Origin of the sequence: Streptomyces albidochromogenes (assembly GCF_005981925.1) — a bacterium.
GTDB lineage: Bacteria > Actinomycetota > Actinomycetes > Streptomycetales > Streptomycetaceae > Streptomyces > Streptomyces albidochromogenes.
Map to the genome: position 1 here is coordinate 1 of NZ_VBVX01000129.1, position 17536 is coordinate 17536.

The 17536-nt window shown below is 74.4% G+C and carries 17 protein-coding genes; 14 read left to right on the forward strand and 3 right to left on the reverse strand.

Translation table 11 applies throughout. The features are described from left to right. On the reverse strand, positions 1–548 hold a 548-nt coding region (locus tag E2E34_RS18050), incomplete at its 3' end, for a M24 family metallopeptidase (RefSeq protein ID WP_138902954.1). 41 nt (positions 549–589) lie between these two features. Here E2E34_RS18050 and E2E34_RS18055 point away from each other — a divergent pair. The 7 genes from E2E34_RS18055 (at position 590) to E2E34_RS18085 (ending at position 7918) form a co-directional block, all read left to right on the forward strand. Next, complete coding sequence (locus E2E34_RS18055) at positions 590–841, forward strand: helix-turn-helix domain-containing protein (RefSeq protein WP_138902955.1); 252 nt, start codon at positions 590–592, stop codon at positions 839–841. Between the two features lie 74 nt (positions 842–915). After that, positions 916–1332, forward strand: coding sequence for a PPOX class F420-dependent oxidoreductase (locus tag E2E34_RS18060; protein ID WP_138902956.1), 417 nt, complete (start codon positions 916–918; stop codon positions 1330–1332). 116 nt (positions 1333–1448) lie between these two features. Then, positions 1449–2834 (forward strand): hypothetical protein, encoded by a 1386-nt coding sequence (locus tag E2E34_RS18065; protein ID WP_138902957.1) that lies wholly within the window; start codon positions 1449–1451, stop codon positions 2832–2834. Between the two features lie 185 nt (positions 2835–3019). Continuing rightward, complete coding sequence (locus E2E34_RS18070) at positions 3020–3862, forward strand: nitrilase-related carbon-nitrogen hydrolase (RefSeq protein ID WP_138902958.1); 843 nt, start codon at positions 3020–3022, stop codon at positions 3860–3862. Between the two features lie 8 nt (positions 3863–3870). Then, the gene (locus E2E34_RS18075) at positions 3871–5157 is read left to right on the forward strand and encodes an aspartate aminotransferase family protein (protein WP_138902969.1); all 1287 of its coding nucleotides are present in this window, start codon (positions 3871–3873) and stop codon (positions 5155–5157) included. Positions 5158–5485: 328 nt separating this feature from the next. Next, positions 5486–6889 carry a dihydropyrimidinase gene (hydA, locus tag E2E34_RS18080; RefSeq protein ID WP_138902970.1) on the forward strand — a complete coding sequence of 468 codons (1404 nt, stop codon included), beginning with the start codon at positions 5486–5488 and terminating at the stop codon, positions 6887–6889. Between the two features lie 27 nt (positions 6890–6916). Next, entirely contained in the window at positions 6917–7918 is a 1002-nt protein-coding gene (locus E2E34_RS18085; protein ID WP_138902959.1) for a TIGR03842 family LLM class F420-dependent oxidoreductase, read from the forward strand. Between the two features lie 94 nt (positions 7919–8012). Here the strand turns inward: E2E34_RS18085 and E2E34_RS18090 are convergent, their stop codons facing one another. Both E2E34_RS18090 and E2E34_RS18095 read right to left on the reverse strand, forming a co-directional pair. Next, positions 8013–8855 carry a class I SAM-dependent methyltransferase gene (locus tag E2E34_RS18090; RefSeq protein ID WP_138902960.1) on the reverse strand — a complete coding sequence of 281 codons (843 nt, stop codon included), beginning with the start codon at positions 8853–8855 and terminating at the stop codon, positions 8013–8015. Then, positions 8852–9841 (reverse strand): carboxymuconolactone decarboxylase family protein, encoded by a 990-nt coding sequence (locus E2E34_RS18095; protein ID WP_138902961.1) that lies wholly within the window; start codon positions 9839–9841, stop codon positions 8852–8854. Before E2E34_RS18095 ends, E2E34_RS18090 begins: the two co-directional genes overlap by 4 nt. Before the next feature lie 169 nt (positions 9842–10010). Here E2E34_RS18095 and E2E34_RS18100 point away from each other — a divergent pair, with 169 nt between their 5' ends. The 7 genes from E2E34_RS18100 to E2E34_RS18130 form a co-directional block, all read left to right on the forward strand. Further along, positions 10011–11168, forward strand: coding sequence for a sensor histidine kinase (locus tag E2E34_RS18100; RefSeq protein ID WP_138902962.1), 1158 nt, complete (start codon positions 10011–10013; stop codon positions 11166–11168). Between the two features lie 52 nt (positions 11169–11220). After that, positions 11221–11889 (forward strand): response regulator, encoded by a 669-nt coding sequence (locus E2E34_RS18105; protein WP_167518310.1) that lies wholly within the window; start codon positions 11221–11223, stop codon positions 11887–11889. A 16-nt stretch (positions 11890–11905) separates the two neighbouring features. Next, on the forward strand, positions 11906–13711 hold the full coding sequence (locus tag E2E34_RS18110) for a gamma-glutamyltransferase family protein (RefSeq protein ID WP_138902964.1): 1806 nt from the start codon (positions 11906–11908) through the stop codon (positions 13709–13711). Between the two features lie 50 nt (positions 13712–13761). Further along, positions 13762–14580, forward strand: coding sequence for an inositol monophosphatase family protein (locus E2E34_RS18115; RefSeq protein ID WP_138902965.1), 819 nt, complete (start codon positions 13762–13764; stop codon positions 14578–14580). 123 nt (positions 14581–14703) lie between these two features. Continuing rightward, on the forward strand, positions 14704–16119 hold the full coding sequence (locus E2E34_RS18120; RefSeq protein ID WP_138902966.1) for a phytoene desaturase family protein: 1416 nt from the start codon (positions 14704–14706) through the stop codon (positions 16117–16119). A 28-nt stretch (positions 16120–16147) separates the two neighbouring features. Beyond that, positions 16148–16669, forward strand: coding sequence for an O-acetyl-ADP-ribose deacetylase (locus E2E34_RS18125; RefSeq protein ID WP_138902967.1), 522 nt, complete (start codon positions 16148–16150; stop codon positions 16667–16669). 49 nt (positions 16670–16718) lie between these two features. Further along, positions 16719–17536, forward strand: an 818-nt coding sequence (locus E2E34_RS18130; RefSeq protein ID WP_138902968.1) for a bifunctional transcriptional activator/DNA repair enzyme AdaA, incomplete at its 3' end; no start/stop codon positions are given.

Sequence of the window (17536 nt, forward strand, 5' to 3'; positions counted from 1 at the left end):
CCCTCGTGCATCGTGCGGCCCACGCCGTGGCCGCCGAAGCCCTGCGGGATGCCGTAGCCGGCGGACCGGCAGACGCGGCCGATCGCGTGGGCGATGTCGCCGATCCGGTTCCCGGGGACCGCGGCCGCGATGCCCGCGTCCAGCGCCGCGCGCGCGGTGTCGGCGAGGCGTACGTCCTCGGGGCGGGGCGTGCCGACGACGAAGGTGACGGCGGCGTCGCCGACCCAGCCGTCCAGCGTCGCCCCGCAGTCGACGCTGACGAGGTCGCCGTCCCGCAGGCGGTAACCGGTCGGGACGCCGTGCACGATCGCGTCGTTGACGGAGGTGCAGATGACCGCCGGGAACGGCGCCGGCGCCCAGCTCGGGTGATAGCCCAGGAACGGCGACGAGGCCCCCGCCTCCCGCAGCACGGCGCGCGCCACCTCGTCCAGCTCCCGCAGGGCGACGCCGACGCGCGCCGCCTCCCGTACGGCGCTCAGCGCCTCGGCGACCACCCGCCCCGCTTCCCGCATCGCGTCCACCGACGTATCCGTCTTGATCTCCACCATGCCAATTACTATACCGGTCGCGGCGGTATTAGAATGACGGCATGGTCCGCACCCCCCTCACCCCCGAAGAGCGCGAACGCGGCGAGCGTCTCGGGCGGTTGCTCCGCGAGGCGCGCGGCGACCGCACCATGGTCGACGTCGCCGCCCGCGCCGGCCTCTCCGCCGAGACCCTGCGCAAGATCGAGACCGGCCGCGCCCCGACGCCCGCGTTCTTCACCGTGGCGGCGCTGGCGGGCGTCCTCGGTCTCTCCATGGACGAGGTCGCCGTCCGCTGCGCCGTGGTCCCCGTCTGACGCGTTCCGGGGGTGGCGGCAGTCCTGCCGGAGCCGGCCGAGGGGCGCGCCGCGCACGACGTACGCTCGCGGACATGACTTCCGACCAGGACCCGCTCGCCGTGCTCGGCCGCAGCCCCTACATCAGCCTCACCACCTACCGGAGGAACGGAACGGGCGTCGCCACACCGGTGTGGGCCGCCTCCGACGGCGCCGAGCTCTACGTCTGGACCAAGGCCGACTCCTGGAAGGTCAAGCGCATCCGCAACGACGAGCGGGTCGTCGTGACGGCGTGCGACGCGCGCGGACGCGTCAGCGACGGCGCGCCGTCCGCCGAGGGCACCGCGCGGCTCCTGGACGCCGACGGCCTGCGCAAGGCGCGCGGGCTGCTCGCGCGCAAGTACACCTGGCAGTTCTGGCTCACCGACGTACCAGCGGCGATCGTCAGGCTCGGAAAGCGCCCGCACGTGGGCATCGCGATCAGCCTCCGCCGCCCGTCGCGCCCCGCATGAGCCGTCCGAGCCCTGGGCGAAAACTGTCCGTAGCCGCGCTGTAACACACCTGCGGTCGAATGCCTGCGGACCGAATGGTTCCAGGCGGCGGCGACAGCGGCGGGGGCGGGGCGGCAATGACGGTCGGTCAGATCCCGGAAGAGACGCGGGCGTTCGCGCGGTGTCTGCGCGAGCTGACGGAGCTCCTCGACACGGGCGGCGGCTGGTGCGGCGTCTTCTGGCAGCGTGACCCCGCCGGCATGCGGGCCTGCCTCGACGGCACCGAACTGCCGCCACGGGACGTACTGGAGGCCCTGCTGCTGGACCTGGCGGCCCGGTACGGAGAGGCCGCCGCCGAGCGCGAGACCGTGCGGGCGCGAGCGCTGCACGAAGCGGCGGCCGCCGCGCACGACCGGCGGCCGGGCGGGCGCGAGACGCTGACGCGGCGGCTCGCAGCGATGCGGAGCGAGGAGGCGTACGCCGCCGAACGCGAGCGGGAGCTGACGCTGCGACTGCGGGACGCGGCGGGCGCCGGCGGCCCGGACCGGGTGCCGGGGCCGGACGTCGAGCTGGCCTGGGCCCGCGACGACCGGGAGCGCGCGGCCGCCCGCCGCGCGGAGCTGGTCGCGCGCCTGGCGGCCCTGGACGCGCTGCGCGGCTCGCCGGCCGCGGGGAGCGCCCCCGGACCGCGGGCCCCGCGATCGTGGCCGCCGACGGGGGAGCCCGAAGGACGGGCGGGCGGCCGGGAGGCCGCCCCCGCATCCGGGCCGGGCGGCGAAGAGACCTCCCGCTCGCACCCGGACCCCGGTAGGACGCCCAAGCGCCGCCCCCGGGGGGCCCGTTACGCGGCGGTCGACGACGACGGCGGGCCGCGCGCCGCCGCCCCCGGCCTTCCCGCGCCCGGCGTACGGGCCGCCGCTCCCCGGGGGGCCCGCTACGCCGGGGTCGACGAGCCGGAGCCCCCGCCCGCCGAGGACCCCGTGGCGGCCGCCCGGACGGCCCGCGCCGTCGCCGACACCGTCGCCGTGCTCGTACAGCTGCGCGCCCAGGGGCGTTCCGGTGAGGCGCACGTGCTGCTCTGCGAGGCCGCCGGGTGGCCCGCCGCGCGGCTGCCCGTGCTGGCCGGCGTACTGGAACGGGCGGGGCTCGGCGCCGACTGGACCACCCTGCTGTGGGAGGCGGCCTCCCAGCCGCTCGACCGGATCGCCGCCGTCGCGGCGGAGCTGGAGGGCGCGGGCCTCGGCGAGGACGGCCGGCGCCTGCTGCGCCAGGGCGTCGCGCGCCCCGCCTCCGAGACCGCCGCCGCCCTGCTCGCCCTGGACGGCGCGGGGGGTCGCGCGCGCGAAGTACGTGCCCTGGCCGACGCGTTCGTACGCGTCCGTACGCCCGAGGACGCCGCCCTGGCCGCGCGGACCGACCCGCGCCGCCTCGCCCCGCTGCTCCTCGACGCCGCGCGGCAGGTGTCGCAGCGCCGGCACCGGGACGTGGTGCACGCCCTGCGCGTCGCCGGCGCGACGCCGTGACGGCGGCGCGGCGCGTGACCGTCACGACACGCCCGTGTCACCCCCTCGGGTGCGAAACGTGATCGACTCTGCGGGTTGACGACGATGGTCTTGCCCCACTCCCCGCCGGGGCTTACGTTCATCCCTCTACGTCCCGAATCTACGGGCGTAGAGGGTCTCTGGCGTCCCGTTGAAGGAGACAAGTCATGGCCAACGTCGTACGCGCCGCTCTGGTCCAGGCGACCTGGACCGGCGACACCGAATCCATGATCGCCAAGCACGAGGAGCACGCCCGTGAGGCGGCCCGGCAGGGCGCGAAGATCATAGGGTTCCAGGAGGTCTTCAACGCCCCGTACTTCTGCCAGGTGCAGGACGCCGAGCACTACCGGTGGGCCGAGTCCGTCCCCGACGGCCCGACGGTCCGCCGGATGCGGGAGCTGGCCCGGGAGACCGGCATGGTGATCGTCGTCCCGGTCTTCGAGCGCGAGCAGTCGGGGTTCTACTTCAACACCGCCGCCGTGATCGACGCCGACGGCAGCTACCTCGGCAAGTACCGCAAGCACCACATCCCGCAGGTGAAGGGCTTCTGGGAGAAGTTCTACTTCAAGCCGGGCAACCTGGGCTGGCCCGTCTTCGACACGGCCGTCGGCAAGGTCGGCGTCTACATCTGCTACGACCGCCACTTCCCGGAGGGGTGGCGCCAACTCGGCCTGAACGGGGCCCAGATCGTCTACAACCCCTCCGCCACCCACCGCGGCCTGTCCGCCCACCTCTGGAAGCTGGAACAGCCCGCGGCCGCCGTCGCCAACGAGTACTTCGTCGCCGCCATCAACCGGGTCGGCCAGGAGGAGTACGGCGACAACGACTTCTACGGCACCAGCTACTTCGTCGACCCGCGCGGCCGGTTCGTCGGCGAGACGGCCGGCGACAAAGAGGAGGAACTCGTCGTCCGCGACCTGGACTTCGACGTCATCGAGGAAGTGCGTCAGCAGTGGGCGTTCTACCGGGACCGCCGCCCGGACGCGTACGAAGGACTGGTGAACCCGTGACCCACCACGTGACCCCCCTGCTCGGCCGCCACCGGGCCGTCATGCCCGACTGGCTGTCCCTGTACTACCGGCAGCCGATCGAGCTCACCCACGGCGAGGGCCGCTACGTCTACGACGCCGACGGCAACCGGTACCTCGACTTCTTCGGCGGCATCCTCACCACCATGACCGCCCACGCCCTCCCCGAGGTCGCCAAGGCCGTCAGCGAGCAGGCCGGCCGCCTGATCCACTCCTCGACGCTCTACCTCAACCGCCCCATGGTCGAACTGGCCGAGCGCGTCGCCACCCTCTCCGGCATCCCGCAGGCCCGCGTCTTCTTCACCACGTCCGGCACCGAGGCCAACGACACCGCCCTGCTCCTCGCCACGACGTACCGCCGCTCCAACCAGATCCTGGCGATGCGCAACAGCTACCACGGCCGGTCCTTCTCCGCCGTGTCCGTCACGGGCAACAGCACCTGGTCCCCGACCAGCCTGTCACCGCTGCAGACGCTGTACGTCCACGGGGGCGTCCGCAGCCGGGGCCCGTACGCGCAGTTGTCCGACGCCCAGTTCGTCGAGGCGTGCGTCGCCGACCTCGAAGACCTCCTCGGGCAGACGCGCGGCCAGGTCGCCGCGCTCATCGCCGAACCCGTCCAAGGCGTCGGCGGGTTCACCTCCCCGCCGGACGGGCTGTACGCCGCGTTCCGCGAAGTCCTCGACCGGCACGGCATCCTGTGGATCACCGACGAGGTGCAGACGGGGTGGGGCCGTACGGGCGAGCACTTCTGGGGGTGGCAGGCGCACGGCCAGAACGGGCCGCCGGACATCCTCACCTTCGCCAAGGGCATCGGCAACGGCATGTCCATCGGCGGTGTCGTCGCCCGCGCCGAGGTCATGAACTGCCTCGACGCCAACTCCATCTCCACGTTCGGCGGCAGCCCCATCACGATGGCGGCGGGCCTGGCCAACCTCAACTACCTGCTGGAACACCACCTCCAGGACAACGCCCGACGCGTGGGCGGCCTGCTCCTGGAGCGGCTGCGCGCCGTCACCGCCGGCGTGCCGTGCGTACGGGAAGTGCGCGGCCGGGGCCTGATGGCCGCCGTCGAACTGGTCAAGCCCGGCACCGACGAGGCGGCGCCCGAGACGGCGGCGGCCGTCCTGGAGGCCGCGCGCGAGGGCGGCCTGCTGCTCGGCAAGGGAGGAGGTCACAACACGGCCGTACTGCGCATCGCCCCGCCGCTGACGCTGAGCGTCACGGAGGCGGAGGAAGGGGCGCGCATCCTGGAGAAGGCGCTGCGCAACGCCCAGTGAGCCGCCCCGGCGCCGAACCGACGAGCCGCTGAACCGGCCCGGCGCCCTCCCCGGGCAAGGCGGCGGCGCGGGCGGCGTTCCGAGCCCCGCGCGGCTCCGCCCGCGCGTCCGGGTCCCGTCCGCGACGGAGGCGGACGGGACCCGGTCCGGGCGACACACGCGCACGTAGTGAAGAACAGCCACGGTATTGCCACGGTGGGTGACATGCTTCTACGGTCTCCTGCACACGCGGTTCTACGGGTGTAGACCGCGAACGGTGCAAGTTCGACAGGCGGCGGGTCCCCCGGCTGCGCGGGCGTCCGGTCCTGCTGCCCGGGAAGGGGCAGGAATCGTGAACCGTACCGTTGTCCGTGGAGGGCTCGTCATCACGGCCTCCGAGGAAACCCACGCCGACGTCCTGATCGAGGACGGGCGCATCGCCGCCCTCGCCTCGCACGGCAGCAGCGCGGCCGGCGCCTGGACGGCCGACCGCACGATCGACGCCACCGGGAAGTACGTCATCCCGGGCGGCGTCGACGCGCACACCCACATGGAGCTGCCCTTCGGCGGCACCTTCGCCTCCGACACCTTCGAGACGGGCACCCGGGCGGCGGCCTGGGGCGGCACGACGACGATCATCGACTTCGCGGTGCAGAGCGTCGGGCACTCCGTACGGGAAGGGCTCGACGCCTGGTACGCGAAGGCCGACGGCAAGTGCGCCGTCGACTACGGCTTCCACATGATCCTCTCCGACGTGAACGAGCACTCGCTCAAGGAGATGGACCTGCTCGTGGGGGAGGGGATCACCTCCTTCAAGCTGTTCATGGCGTACCCGGGCGTCTTCTACAGCGACGACGGGCAGATCCTGCGCGCGATGCAGCGCTCCGCGAGCAACGGCGGCCTGATCATGATGCACGCCGAGAACGGCATCGCGATCGACGTCCTCGTCGAGCAGGCGCTGGCCGAGGGCCGCACCGACCCCCGCTACCACGGCGAGGTCCGCAAGGTCCTCCTGGAGGCCGAGGCCACCCACCGCGCGATCCAGCTCGCGCGCGTGGCGGACGCCCCGCTGTACGTCGTGCACGTGTCCGCCGAGGAGGCCGTCGCCGAGATCGCGGCGGCCCGCGACAAGGGGCTGAACGTCTTCGGCGAGACCTGCCCCCAGTACCTCTTCCTGTCCACCGACAACCTCGCCGAGCCGGACTTCGAGGGCGCCAAGTACGTGTGCAGCACGCCGCTGCGCCCGCGTGAGCACCAGGCCGCTCTCTGGCGGGGCCTGCGGACCAACGACCTCCAGGTCGTCTCGACGGACCACTGCCCCTTCTGCTTCTCCGGCCAGAAGGAACTGGGGCGGGGCGACTTCTCGAAGATCCCCAACGGGTTGCCCGGCGTGGAGAACCGCATGGACCTCCTCCACCAGGCCGTCGTCGACGGGCACATCTCCCGCCGCCGCTGGATCGAGATCGCTTGCGCGTCCCCGGCCCGCATGTTCGGCCTGTACCCGAAGAAGGGGACGATCGCGCCGGGCGCCGACGCCGACGTCGTCATCTACGACCCGCACGCCGAGCAGACCCTCTCGGCCGCCACGCACCACATGAACGTCGACTACTCGGCCTACGAGGGCAAGCGGGTCACCGGCCAGGTGGAGACGGTGCTCTCGCGCGGCGAACTCGTCATCCACGAGCGGGAGTTCACCGGCCGGGCGGGACACGGCAGCTACACGCCCCGATCCACGTGTCAGAACCTGAACTGACCCCGAACGAACCGGGAGGTCCACGTCATGGACTTCGGACTCGTCCTGCAGACCGACCCGCCCGCATCGGCGGTCGTCGGCCTGATGCGGCGCGCGGAGCGCAACGGCTTCCGCTACGGCTGGACCTTCGACTCCACCGTGCTGTGGCAGGAACCCTTCGTCATCTACAGCCGCATCCTCGAACACACCGAGCACCTCGTCGTCGGACCGATGGTGACCAACCCCGGCACCCGCACCTGGGAGGTCACCGCCTCGACCTTCGCGACGCTCAACGAGATGTACGGCAACAGGACCGTCTGCGGCATCGGCCGGGGCGACTCCGCGATGCGTGTGGCCGGGCGCAAGCCCAACACGCTGGCCCGGCTCGGTGAGGCGATCGGCGTCATCCGCGACCTCGCCGAGGGCCGCGAGGCGGACGTCGGCGGGCAGCGGCTGCGGCTGCCGTGGGTGCGGGACGGCCGGCTCCCGGTCTGGATGGCGGCGTACGGTCCCAAGGCGCTGGAAATGGCCGGGCAGAAGGCGGACGGCTTCATCCTCCAGCTCGCGGACCCGTTCCTGACGGAGTGGATGGTCAAGGCGGTGCGCACCGCCGCCTCGGACGCCGGACGGGACCCGGACTCCCTCACGATCTGCGTCGCGGCCCCGGCGTACGTCGGCGACAACCTGACCCACGCGCGGGACCAGTGCCGGTGGTTCGGCGGCATGGTCGGCAACCACGTCGCCGACCTGGTCGCCCGGTACGGAGAGCACTCGGGCCTGGTGCCCGAGGCCCTGACGGAGTACATCAAGCAGCGCCAGGGCTACGACTACAGCCACCACGGGCGGGCCGGGAACCCGGACACCGCCTTCGTGCCCGACGAGATCGTCGACCGCTTCTGCCTGCTGGGGCCGGTCGAGGCGCACATCGAGAAGCTCAAGGCGCTGCGCGCGCTCGGCGTCGACCAGTTCGCCGTCTACGCCATGCACGACGCGCGTGAGGAGGCGATCGACGCGTACGGCGCCGAGATCATCCCCGCGCTCACGTCCTGAGCCCCGACGGGCGGCCACCCGGGCACGGTGGCCGGGGACGGGCGGGTGGCCTCCTCCCGCCCCTGAGGCCACCCGCGGGCCGGGTGCCCGCCGCCTACGCGGGGCCGGCGGGACGCCCCGGCCGGTCCGGCAGCGAGGCGGTCACCACCCATACGCCGGCGCGCAGCAGCACTCCCCGGTGCGTCTCGTAGGGCCGCAGCGCCTCGCACATCGCGGTCCGGGTCCCGTCCGCGACCGTCAGGTCCGGCATGCGGGAGAGGAAGAAGTCCACGGCGTCGGCCGCGTCCTCGCCCCAGCGGGTGTCCCGAGTCACCGGAGTCGCACTGATCGCGTGGAAGCCGGCGCCGGTCAGGACCTCCTCGACACGACGCGGCTCGGACAGCGAGGCCATCGCCTCGGCCAGGCCGCCGCCGGCCGGCCTGTCCCGGCCCAGCAGCGCGGCCAGCCGGCCGAGCACCCTGCCCTCCTGGGAGTCGGCGGAAGCGGGCCGCGGGCAGACGAAGGCGAGCCGGCCGCCCGGGCGCAGGGCGCCGGCGATGTTGCGGAACGCCGCCGTGTGGTCGGCGAAGAACATCACACCGCCCCGGCTGATCACCACGTCGTACGCGGCGGCCCGGAAGGGGTGCACCTGGGCGTCGCCCCGCTCGTAGCGGATTCGCGCATCGCGGTCCGAGAGGGCGCGGGCGCGTTCGAGCAGGGGCTCCGAGAGGTCCACGCCGACGACGCTCCCCCGAGGAGCCCGGCGCGCCGCCTCCCGCGTCGTGCTGCCGCTGCCGCAGCCGACGTCCAGGACGCGGTCCCCGTCACGCAGCGCCGCGGCGCCGAACAGGGCGTCGTTGAAGCCGTCCAGCATGGCGTCGTACCGGTCCTGGTGCTCGGCCCAGTGGCGGCCGACCGGCCCGTTCCACGCGTCGGCTGCCGGGAGTGGGGTGCTCATACGGGCTCCTTGTCCGTGGCGAGGGCGGCCTCGACGCGTTCCGTCGCGGTGATCGCGCCGTACGCGACCAGGTGCACCAGGCAGTGGTCGGTGTGGTGCGGGCCGCGCCAGGCAGCCACGTCCTCGTCCGTGAGGCGGTACGGCGCGAGAGCGGCCAGCAGCGCGAGGCGCGCGCCCGGCCGCTCGTCCCGGGCGGGCAGCCATTCGCCGGTCAGCGGGGGATGCGCGCCGCCGGACGCCGCCACCGCGTCCCGTACGTACGCCCGGTCCTCCGCCGAGAGCAGCCCCGCGCCCTGGCGGGCCGCCGCCCGCAGCGCGGCCCAGGCGGTGCCGGCCGGGGCGCCGGCCGCCCAGGCGGGCTCCGGGCCCGAGGTCTGCACCAGGGCCAGGCTCGCGCCGGGCGTCAGCTCGCGGCGCACCGTGCGGGACAGGGAACGGCCGGCGAGGGAGCGGACGAGGCGGTAGCGCTGGGCGTTGCCCGGGAGCATGGTCTCCGTCAGCAGGGACGACACGACGCGGTTGATGAAGTGGAACGCGAGCGCCGTGCCGATGAACTCGGGTGCCTGCGCGGCGGGGAAGGGCGGCTCGCCCGCCTCTCCCGTCCGCGTCCCCTTCGCCCACGCGAGCAGCGCCGCGTGCCCGGGGTCGGCGGGGACCTCACCGCGCGCGATCACTTCGGCGAGGCGGTGGTCGCCGGTGGCGTGCAGCAGCACGGTGTGCGCGTCGACGCAGAACGGGCAGCGGTTCGCGAGCGACACCCCGGCCGCGACGACCTGCTTGTCGGTGCGCGAGGCCCGCCCGGCCAGCAGCGACTCGCGCAGCAGCGCCCAGGCGCCGGTCAGCAGGGGCGGCGACGCGGACAGGACGACGAAGGTGGAGGCGCCCTCGATGCCGAAGTCGGTGGCCAGTTGGGCGTACACGTCGGCGGTGACGCCGGTCGCGGCCTTGGGCGGCAGGGGATCGGTGTAACGGAAGGGTCCAGTCATGGGGACGATGCTCGCCCGGCGGCCGCACCCCCGTCGTCGTACGGCCGGAGGCATCGCCGGCTGCTCCGCCGGCACCGGCGGAGCGCCGGGACTACTGCCCCGGGAGTAGCGCGGAAGCACTCCCGGCGGAGGAGGCGCGCGGGGCGACGCGGCGACTAGGGTGCGGGGCATGCGCCGGGAGCGGGGGGACCAGCCGGATCAGCGGAACAGGCGTGCCGCCTGGCGAACCGGCCTCATCGACACCGGACTTGTGGCCGTCATCGGCGGCGCGGTCCTCCTCGCCGCCCACGCCGCTTCCGGCCCCGGCCCCGACGCCGGCGGCGTCGCCCTGATCGCCGTGGGCTCACTGGCGCTCATCGCCCACCGCAGGGCCCCGGTACCGGTCCTGGTCGTCACCGCCGCCTGCATGCTCGGTTACGCCGTCCACACCGAGCCGGTGACGTCGGCGGCCTTCCCGGTGGTCGCCGGGGTGCACGCGGTGACCCGGGCGGGGCACCGGGCGGCGGCGATCGCGGTGAGCGTCGTCTTCCTCGGGGGCTTCTTCCTCGCGAGCCCGCCCGGGGGCGAGGGCATCGAGCGGACGCTGCTGCTGCACGGCTGGTTCCTGTCCGCCGGCGTGACCGGACTCATCGACAAGAACTGGCAGGCGTACCTCCACCAGACCGAACAGCGCGCGGCCGAGGCCGAACGCACCCGGGAGGAGGCGGCGTTGCGCCGGGCGGGGGAGGAGCGGCTGCGGATCGCGCGCGAGCTGCACGACTCCCTCACCCACTCCATCTCCATCGTCAAGCTCCAGGCGGGCGTCGCCGTGCACCTGGCGCGCAAGCGCGGCGATGAGGTGCCTCAGGCGCTGCTCGCCATCCAGGAGGCGAGCGGCGAGGCGATGCGCGAGCTGCGGGCGACGCTGGAGGTGCTGCGCACCGACGTCGTACCACCGGGCACCGGCCTCGCGCGGCTCGGGGACCTGGTCGAGCGGGCCCGTACGGCCGGCCTCGCGGCGTCGGTGACTGTCACCGGACCGGAGCGCCCGCTGCCCGGGGACGTGGACCGGGCGGCGTACCGCATCGTCCAGGAGGCGCTCACCAACGTCGCCCGGCACGCGGGCCGCGCGAAGACGGCCGTACGGCTCGCCTACGGCGCCGACCACGTGTCCGTCCGCGTCGAGGACGAGGGCCCGGCCGCGCAGGACGGCCCGCCCGTCGTCCCCGGCACCGGCCTGACCGGCATGCGCGAGCGCGTGACCGCCCTCGGCGGCACCCTGCACGCGGCGCCGCGACCCGGCGGCGGCTTCTGCGTACACGCCCAACTGCCCCTGGAGGCACGGTGAACGACGTGATCGGCGTAGTCGCCGGACGCGCCCGCGAGGTACGGTGCACGACGTGATCCGGGTGCTGATCGTCGACGACCAGGCGCTCATGCGGGCCGGCTTCCGCGCCCTGCTGGCCGCCGAGGACGACCTCGACGTCGTCGCCGAGGCGGCCGACGGCCGCCAGGGACTCGAACTCGCCCGCCTGCACGTTCCCGACGTGGCGCTCGTCGACGTGCAGATGCCGGTGATGACCGGCATCGAGACGACCCGCCGCATCGCCGCCGACCCGGCGCTCGCCGGGGTGCACGTCGTCATCCTCACCAACTACGGTCTGGACGAGTACGTCTTCGACGCGCTGCGCGCCGGGGCGGCCGGGTTCCTCCTGAAGGACACCGAACCGGCCGAACTGCTCCAGGCCGTGCGCATCGCGGCGCGCGGCGACGCGCTGCTCTCGCCGTCCGTGACCCGCCGCCTCATCACCGAGTTCGTCGCCCGCCCGCCGGACCGCCGCACCGCGCCCGGCTTCGAGACGCTCACCCGGCGCGAGTGCGAGGTCGCGGCGCTGGTCGCGCACGGGCTGACGAACGAGGAGATCGCCGCCCACATGGTGATCAGCCCCTTCACCGCCAAGACCCACGTCAGCCGGGCGATGACCAAATTGGGCGCCCGCGACCGCGCCCAGCTCGTCGTCTTCGCCTACGAGTCGGGGCTGGTGTCGCCGAAGGGCGACCGGAGCTGAAAGGACCAGGCACACCGTGTTCACCACCCGCCCCACCCTCCGAGGCACCTTCGGCATGGTGTCCTCCACCCACTGGCTTGCCTCCCAGTGCGCCATGGCCGTCCTGGAGGACGGCGGCAACGCCTACGACGCCGCCGTCGCCGCCGGTTTCGTCCTGCACGTCGTCGAGCCGCACCTGAACGGACCCGCCGGCGAGGTGCCCCTCCTCCTCGCACCGGCCGGCGGACCGGTACGGGTGCTCTGCGGCCAGGGGCCCGCGCCCGCCGGGGCGAGCGCCGCGCACTACCGGTCGCTGGGGCTCGGCCTGGTGCCGGGGACCGGACCGCTGGCCGCCGCCGTGCCCGGGGCCTTCGACGCGTGGATGCTGCTGCTCCGCGACTACGGCACCAAGTCGCTCCGCGAGGTGCTGCGGTACGCCGTCGGATACGCCGAGGACGGGCACCCGGCCGTCGAGCGGGTCGGCCAGACCGTGGAGACGGTGCGCGCCCTGTTCGAGGAGGAGTGGCCCTCCTCCGCCGCGGTGTACCTGCCGGGGGGCAGGGCGCCCGCCGAGGGCGAGCTGCTGCGCAACCCCGCTCTGGCCGCGACCTGGCGCCGGGTGACCGACGAGGCGGAGGCGGCGGGCGGCGGGGACCGGGAGCGCCAGATCGACGCGGCGCGGGCGGTCTGGCGCGAGGGGTTCGTCGCCGAGGCGCTCGTACGGCAGGCCGCGCGCCCCACCATGGACACCACCGGCGTGCGGCACACGGGGACGCTGACCGCCGCCGACCTGGCCGGCTGGTCCGCGACGTACGAGGCGCCCGTGACGTACGACTGGAACGGCTGGACGCTGTGCAAGGCGGGCGGCTGGAGCCAGGGCCCCGCCTTCCTCCAGCAGCTCGCGCTGCTGCCGCCCCGGCTGCCCGCGTACGGCTCCGCCGACTGGATCCACCTGCTCGTCGAGGGCTGCAAGCTGGCGATGGCGGACCGGGAGGCCTGGTACGGCGACGCGGCCGACGTGCCGCTCGACGCGCTGCTCTCGGCGTCGTACAACGCCGCGCGCCGGACGCTCGTCGGGGACCGGGCCTCGACGGAGCTGCGGCCCGGGAGCCCCGGCGGGCGCACGCCGGTGCTCAGCGCGCACGCGCTGGCCGTCGCCGCCGGGGGGCCCGGAGCCGAGGCCGCGCACCCGGCCGCCGGCGCCGGCGAACCGACCGTCGCCGGGAACGGCGCCACCCGCGGCGACACCTGCCACCTCGACGTCGTCGACCGGTGGGGCAACATGGTCGCGGCCACCCCCAGCGGCGGCTGGCTCCAGTCCAACCCGGTCGTCCCCGAGCTGGGCTTCCCGCTCGGCACCCGGCTCCAGATGACCTGGCTGGACGAAGGGCTGGCCAACACGCTCACGCCCGGGCGGCGGCCGCGCACCACCCTGTCGCCGTCGCTCGCCCTGCGGGACGGCCAGGCCGTCCTCGCGTTCGGCACACCGGGCGGCGACCAGCAGGACCAGTGGCAGCTGCACTTCTTCCTCGCGGTCGCGCTCGGCGGCCGGACGGCAGGCGGCGGGTACGACCTCCAGGCGGCCATCGACGCGCCCAACTGGCACAACGACTCCTTCCCCGGCTCCTTCCACCCCCGTGCCATGCGCCCGGGCAGCGTCACCGTCGAGTCCCGCGCGGACGTGGCCGTCGTCGCCGAGCTGCGGCGCCGGGGGCACCACGTGACCGTCGGCGGACCCTGGTCGGAGGGCCGGCTGTGCGCGGTCGCGCGGGACCCGCGCACCGGTGTGCTGTCCGCCGCGGCGAACCCCAGGGGGATGCAGGGTTACGCGGTCGGGCGCTGACGGCACCGGGGGTTGACGGCGTTGTCAGCGGGGCGTGCTTTGCTGGACGCATGATCGATGACAAGTTGTCCGACGTCGAAGAGGCGGTGCGCAAGGCGGCCGCCGCCGAGATCGTGCCGCGCTACCGGCAGCTCGCCGCGCACGAGATCGTCGAGAAGACCGGGCCGCACGACCTGGTCACCATCGCCGACCGGCAGGCCGAGGAGCACCTCACCGCGTCCCTGACGCGGCTGCTGCCGGGGTCCGTGGTCGTGGGCGAGGAAGCGGTCCACGAGGACCCCTCGGTGTACGAGGCACTGCGCGGCGACGCGCCGGTGTGGATCGTGGACCCGGTGGACGGCACCCGGCAGTTCGTGCGGGGCGAGGCGGGCTTCTGCACGCTGGTCGCCCTCGCGCACCGCGGACAGGTGCTCGCCTCGTGGACGTACGCGCCCGTGCTCGACGAGATGGCCGTCGCGGTGCGCGGCGGCGGGGCCCGGCTGAACGGCGAGGACCTGCGGGCGGGCGTGCCCGGCTCGTGCGCGACGCTGCGGGTCGCCACGTCCCACCCGGACTTCACCACGCCGGACCAGAAGGCGGCGCTGCTCGGGCTGAACGTGCCGGGCGTCGAGGCGCGGCCCTGCGGATCGGCCGGTCTGGAGTACCTCGCGGTGGCCCGGGGCGACCTGGACGCCGTCGCCTTCAGCTGGGAGCTGGCCTGGGACCACGCGGCCGGGCTGCTGCTGGTCGAGGAGGCGGGCGGTGCGCACGCGACCGCGGCGGGCGAGCCGTTCCGGCTGACGGGCGGCAACGCGCTGCCGTTCACGGCCGCCCGGGACGCCGCCACGGTGGCGCGGCTGACCGCCCTGCTGGGCGGCGCCGCGGCGTAACGGCTGGGCCGGCGCGGCGGGGTGGGCGGGTACTTCCGGCCACCCCGCCCTCCCGCCGTCCGCGTTCCCGGGCCCGGGAATATCCTGAGACCCTTGGCCATCGGCTGACGAAGGAGTCCGAAGGTGCCGTCGATGCTCGATGCCGTCGTCGTGGGGGCGGGACCCAACGGACTGACCGCCGCTGTCGAACTCGCCCGCCGGGGGTTCTCGGTGGAGGTGTTCGAGGCGCTGGACACCGTGGGGGGCGGCGCCAGGACCGAGGAGCTCACGCTGCCCGGTTTCCGGCACGACCCCTGCTCCGCCGTGCACCCGCTCGGCGCCGGGTCCCCGGCCTTCAAGGCCATGCCCCTGGACCGGTACGGGCTCGAATGGCTGCATCCACAGCTGCCCATGGCCCACCCGTTCGACGACGGGAGCGCCGCCGTGCTCTCCCGGTCGGTCGCCGAGACGGCGGCCTCGTTCGGGGCCCGGGACGCCGGGGCGTACCGGCGGCTCGTCGCGCCGTACGTCGCCAAGTGGGACACCCTGGCGCGGGACTTCATGTCGCTGCCCTACAGCGCGCTGCCGCGCGACCCGCTCACCCTGGCCCGGTTCGGGATCGACGGACTGCCGCCCAGCACCTGGCTGATGCGCCGGTTCAAGGACGACAAGGCGCGGGCGCTGTTCGCCGGGCTCGTCGCGCACGTGATAGCGCCCCTGGGCGGGATCGCGACGGGCGCCGTCGGGCTGGTCTTCGCCCTCGCCGCGCACACCGGCGGCTGGCCCATGCCGCGGGGCGGCTCGCAGTCGATCTCGGACGCCCTCGCGGCGTACCTGCGCGACCTCGGCGGCGTCGTGCACACCGGCTTCGAGGTCAAGCGCCTGGACGACCTGCCGCCCGCTCGCGCGTACGTCTTCGACACCTCGCCCACCGCGCTGGCGCGGATCGCCGGTCTGGGGCGGGCGTACGAGAAGTACCGCTACGGCGCGAGCGTCTTCAAGATCGACTACGCGCTCGACGGCCCGGTGCCCTGGACGGCGCCCGAAGCCCGGCGGGCGGGCACCGTCCAAGTGGGCCCGAGCAGCGGTGAGATCGCCACCGCGCTGAACCAGGCGTCGGGCGGCACGGCCCCCGGGACACCGTTCCTGATCACGGCTCAGCCCAGCCTGGTCGACCCGTCCCGGGCCCCCGAGGGCAAGCACGTCTTCTGGGCGTACGGACACGTCCCGCACGCCTGGGAGGGCGACCTCACCGAGGCGGTCGAGCGGCAGATCGAGCGCTTCGCACCCGGCTTCCGCGACCGGGTGCTCGCCCGGGCGACCGCCGGACCGCCGCAACTCGCCGCCCGCAACGCCAATTACATCGGCGGGGACATCGCGTGCGGCGCCGCGACGGGACTCCAGCTCGTCCTGCGGCCGAAGGTCTCCCTCTTCCCGTACGCGACACCGCACCCGGCGGTCTTCATCTGCTCGTCCGCCACTCCGCCGGGCCCCGGCGTGCACGGCATGTCCGGGCACAACGCGGCGAAGGCGGTCTGGCGGCGGCTGCGCGCGAGCTGAACACCCCAGGACCGGAGACGATGGGCCCATGACGACGATCACCCTCGTACGCGGCGACATCACCGAGCAGCACGCCGACGCGATCGTGAACGCGGCGAACTCCTCGCTGCTGGGCGGCGGCGGCGTCGACGGCGCGATCCATCGCAAGGGCGGCCCCGCGATCCTGGCCGACTGCCGGCGCCTGCGCGCCTCCCACTACGGCAAGGGGCTGCCCACCGGCCGGGCCGTGGCGACGACCGCGGGGCGGCTGCACGCGCGGTGGGTGATCCACACGGTCGGACCGGTGTGGCAGCCGGACGAGGACCGCTCCGGGCTGCTCGCCTCCTGCTATCGCGAATCGCTGCGGGTCGCCGCCGAGCTGGGGGCCACGAGCGTGGCGTTCCCCGCCATCTCCACCGGGGTCTACCGGTGGCCCATGGACGACGGCGCGCGCGTCGCCGTCCGCACAGTCCGGGAAGCGGCCGGCGGGCCCGTGGCGGAGGTGCGGTTCGTGCTGTTCGACGACGCCGCGTACCAGGCGTTCGAGAGGGCCCTGGCAGCCGCACCTTGATGTCGGATTCCCGCCAGCCCGGCGGGTCCGCGTACCCGATGCTTGAACCATGCACACCGACACCGAGCGCTGCGTACGCGCGGTCCAGTCGAAGGACTCGCGCTTCGACGGCTGGTTCTTCACCGCGGTCCTGACCACCCGGATCTACTGCCGCCCCAGCTGCCCGGTCGTACCGCCCAAGGTCGAGAACATGACCTTCTACCCGAGCGCCGCCGCCTGCCAGCAGGCCGGATTCCGGGCCTGCAAGCGCTGCCGGCCCGACACCAGCCCCGGCTCCCCGGAGTGGAACGCCCGCGCCGACGTCGTCGCCCGCGCCATGCGCCTGATCGGCGACGGCGTCGTCGACCGCGAGGGCGTGCCGGGCCTCGCCGCGCGCCTCGGCTACAGCACCCGGCAGATCGAGCGCCACCTCCTGGCCGAACTCGGCGCGGGCCCGCTCGCCCTCGCCCGCGCCCAGCGCGCCCAGACCGCCCGCCTGCTGATCGAGACGACCCCGCTGCCCATGGCGGACGTGGCGTTCGCCGCCGGCTTCGCCTCGGTACGCACCTTCAACGACACGGTGCGCGAAGTCTTCGCGCTCTCGCCCAGCGAGCTGCGCGGCCGGGGCGGGAAGCAGCAGCGGACCCCCGGCGCGATCTCCCTGCGCCTGCCGTTCCGCGCCCCGCTCAACCCCACCAACCTCTTCGGCCACCTCGCCGCGACCGCCGTCCCCGGCGTCGAGGAATGGCGCGACGGCGCGTACCGGCGCACCCTGTCCCTCCCGTACGGCCACGGCATCGCCACCCTCACCCCGCGCCCCGACCACATCGGCTGCCTGCTGTCCCTCACCGATCTGCGCGACCTGACCATCGCGATCAGCCACTGCCG